Raw genomic sequence first — 3,793 nt, forward strand, 5'->3', positions numbered from 1 at the left:
CCACTATATACGCCGTGCAATACAACTCAACCCGAAATTGCGTGATAAATTCAAGATAAACGGATACCGTATCACATCCCCGTCCGGTTCGTTTATCGAAGCCATCCCAATTGACCCATCTGGCGAAGCGGGTGGTAACGCTGATGGTATAACCTGGTCAGAACTTTGGGGATCCAACGAAATTGCAAAACAGAATATGTGGACTGAGCAAACCCTGCCCCCGGCCAAGTATGGACGTTCATTTCGTTGGATCGAGAGTTATGCTGGTTTTTCCGAAGAATCGGACTTGTTGTACAGCCTGTATGATATTGGCGTGAAACAGGGTCATCTACTCTGGCCGGATAAACTGTATGACGTTACCGAAGGCGAACCGACCCCGCTCGAATTGTATGTGAACGAAACCGCAGGGATGCTATGTTTGTGGAACACCCAACCCCGTTGCCCGTGGCAGACCAAAAAATATTACGCGGCTGAAGAACAGATACTTCCACCCAACCAGTTCCAACGCATCCATCGCAACCAGTGGGTGACAAGTTCGGAAACGTTCGTGCCTGCCGAATGGATTTGGGCTTGTAAACGAACCGAAGAAGAATGGCCGAAAATAGACTTTACAAGGCATCCTGTAATTATAGGTATGGATGCGGCTACTTCAAATGACAATTTTGGTTTGTACATGGCTTGCCGTCACCCAACAAGAACAGACGAGATACTTACTTTATATGCAAAAAAATGGGCACCAAATAAAAGTACGGGGAAAATAGATTTTATTGGAACAGAAGATAAACCAGGTCCAGAAGATGTATTGCGTAAACTAATAAAACAGTATAACGTCATTCAAGTCGCTTATGACCCCTACCAAATGCACTCGGTAGCTGAGAGATTTAAACAAGAGGGGTTGGCATGGTTCAGAGCATTTAATCAAGGTTCAGATCGTTTGATAGCGGATAGTGGATTGAGAGATTTGATACGAGACAGACGTTTTTGGCATCGAGGAGAACCAGATTTGATTGAGCATTTTCTAAACGCAAACGCAAAGATAGATGACCAAGACAGTAAAATTCGTATCGTGAAAAGAGCAGATAGGCTTAAGATAGACCTAACTGTTGCGGCATCCATGACCGCGCACGAGTTGCTACGACTCAATTTAGGATAAAGGAAGCGAGGAAGAAATGAAATATAAAGCCCCACGAAACCCCGTCAAGACACGGGAAGCATTGCCAAAAACCAACAGGAACAAGAAAGGTGAGTTTGAGTTGCTCTGCCCGTTCTGCGTCCCAACCCATGTGCTTACGCCCAACAAACCATCCACCTGCGGAACACAGGTACAGGTCAAGGCTGTCCAGTACATGATTACGCAGCATACCGCCAAGCAGAAAGGTATCGTCTGTATGAAGTGTCACAAGGGTACTGGCGGAGAGATGGTAGCCTGTATGAACGGGTTCATCCACACATTCGACTGCGCGCCCGGAACGGTGGTGTTGTCCACTGAACCCAAGTATGACAAGTGGGCGGCAAAGGTGTACCGACTTCCCACTTCGATACGGAAACAAATCGAGAAGCGCATGGGCGAGGTCAAGCAGATCAAGGAAATTGACGCGTCCGGCAATGAGACTGGCAAGATACTTGGCTATTTTTTCTACAAAAATGACGTATAATGATAACAGGTACTTTATGAGGTAAACCATGCCAAGACAACCCGATCTGCAACCCGAAAGTCAATTTCCCGCGCAAGCGATTGCCGAAAGCAAGCAGGTATTCCCGAAGGTAGACACCTTCTCAAGCCCTGGAAACGGCTGGCAGACGTGGAACCTCGCTTCGGCGGCTGATTCAATCTATCCGTGGGGTAAGAATGTATTACGCCGCGACCAGCAACTACGCGACTTCTGGCCGTCTGAAACCTTTCTGGCGGGTGCGTTTGCTTCTGTCTGTTTCAACCGTGCCAGTATGGATTGGGAGATTCGCCATCCATCCAATAAGGTTGCCCAGTCCGTTACCGATATGCTTAACTCCGCCATTGCAGGACAACATATTGGCTGGACAATGTTCGAATTGACCGGCGCACAAGATCTGTATGGCACAGATAACGGAAGATTCATCGAACTTATCCGTGATCCTGGTTTGGATGCCAATAGCCGGTTCAAAGGCGAGAAAGCCCCCGTGATTGGCATTGCCCACCTGGATAGTAACCAGTGTCAACGTACCGGAGACCCGGAATACCCCGTCCTCTACACAGACCGCAACTCCAAGATACACAAGATGAAGTGGTACGATGTTATTCCCTTCTCTGAATTCCCGTCCCCTATCGAGAAAATGAATGGCGTGGGTGTGTGTAGTCTCAGCCGTATCATACGCCTTGCCCAGATCATGCGCTCCATTATGATCTACAAGGACGAGAAGATAAGTGGTCGCCGATTCAAACAACTTCATCTGGTATCGGGAGTATCAAAAACTGATATCAACGATGCCATGAAACGCGGGCAGGAAGAAGCCGATAATCAGGGTGCGTTACGTTTTGTATTACCCGCCATTATCGCCTCGCTTGACCCAGAGAAGCCGGTCAGCACTGTCACCATTGACCTTGCCTCCCTGCCAGATGGTTATGATTATGACCAAGAAATGCAGTGGTATATCTCCGGGCTGGCACTTGCCTTCGCCGTGGATTACCAGGAATTTGCCCCTCTGCCAGGTGGGAATATCGGTTCGTCCAGTCAGTCGCAGATGTTGAATCGTAAGGCAAACGCCAAAGGGCCGTCCACGTATATGCGCAGAATGGTTGAGAGTTTCAAAGCGTATGGCGTGTTACCGCGTGGCGCAGAACTGGTCTATAACGACATAGACGAACAGGAAGAATTGGAGAAACAGGCGGTACGCACATCGGCTATGGAAGAGGCGGCTATCAGCACGCGCTCGTTCATCCTTACCCCCGATGCGGCTCGGCGGGATTTGGTACGCCGTCATATTTACGACCAGGCTACCATTGCTGGCATTGAAACCGATTATGGTATCGAGGAACTGGCTCCCAAGCAAAATGTCGGAGAATTTGGCGGGAACACCATCCAGGAAGATGCCGGCAGACAGACAACCGGCAAGCAGAAAGAAACGGTGGGCGGACGACTACGCAAGATGTTTGGGGTGTAAATGTACATCGAAGTAAAAGTAATAATTCCAAAGAACATATTCCTGACCGATGACATGATAGCAGAGATCGAGAGGATTCAGCGCGTCAAGAGTGCGCCGGATGTTATCAAGATGTTCAAATCAACAACCGAAGGGTGGGACGGCAAGCCTGGTTTCCTGAAAAGTCACGGAAAGACAGCCACGAGTATCTATTCCAAGATATATCCCGGCGGTACTTACGCATGGAAATATAACCTTGTAAACATCGGCTCTCCGCCACACACTATACCAAAATCGGGTACTGCTCTAATGCGCTTCAAACCTGGATACAGGGCATCCACATCTCCAAGAATTTTGAGCAGCCGCGCCAAACAGAGATTTGGATATTACATATCCACCACACGCGTAGACCATCCTGGTTTTCCCGGACGCGAGTTTGATGCGGAAATCGCCAAACAGTATCAACCTATATTTGAAAGAGATATGAACGCAGCCATCCAAAAGACCGCCAATAAATCTGCAAACCAAAAGTCACAATAAGTATGTTACAAATGACATAATTCGTGCTATAATCTGAAATGAGGTTGCCATGAACAAAGACCAGAAGAAACAACTGTCCCGCGAGAAACGCCGCTTACAGCGCGAGAAACGTGCGCGTCTCGAAAAGGACATTGAC

General features: G+C 48.3%; 4 protein-coding genes. All 4 read left to right on the forward strand.

The window, feature by feature from the left end:
* The coding region (locus WC734_06495; GenBank protein ID MFA6198766.1) for a terminase TerL endonuclease subunit at positions 1–1,153 on the forward strand (1,153 nt) is incomplete at its 5' end.
* 16 nt (positions 1,154–1,169) lie between these two features.
* Positions 1,170–1,655 (forward strand): hypothetical protein, encoded by a 486-nt coding sequence (locus WC734_06500; GenBank protein MFA6198767.1) that lies wholly within the window; start codon positions 1,170–1,172, stop codon positions 1,653–1,655.
* A gap of 28 nt (positions 1,656–1,683) precedes the next feature.
* The gene (locus WC734_06505; GenBank protein MFA6198768.1) at positions 1,684–3,138 is read left to right on the forward strand and encodes a hypothetical protein; all 1,455 of its coding nucleotides are present in this window, start codon (positions 1,684–1,686) and stop codon (positions 3,136–3,138) included.
* Positions 3,139–3,657 carry a hypothetical protein gene (locus tag WC734_06510; GenBank protein ID MFA6198769.1) on the forward strand — a complete coding sequence of 173 codons (519 nt, stop codon included), beginning with the start codon at positions 3,139–3,141 and terminating at the stop codon, positions 3,655–3,657.
* Positions 3,658–3,793: the final 136 nt, after the last annotated feature.

Source organism: Patescibacteria group bacterium, from assembly GCA_041661625.1.
Classification (GTDB): Bacteria; Patescibacteriota; Patescibacteriia; order JAHIZJ01; family JAHIZJ01; genus JBAZUB01.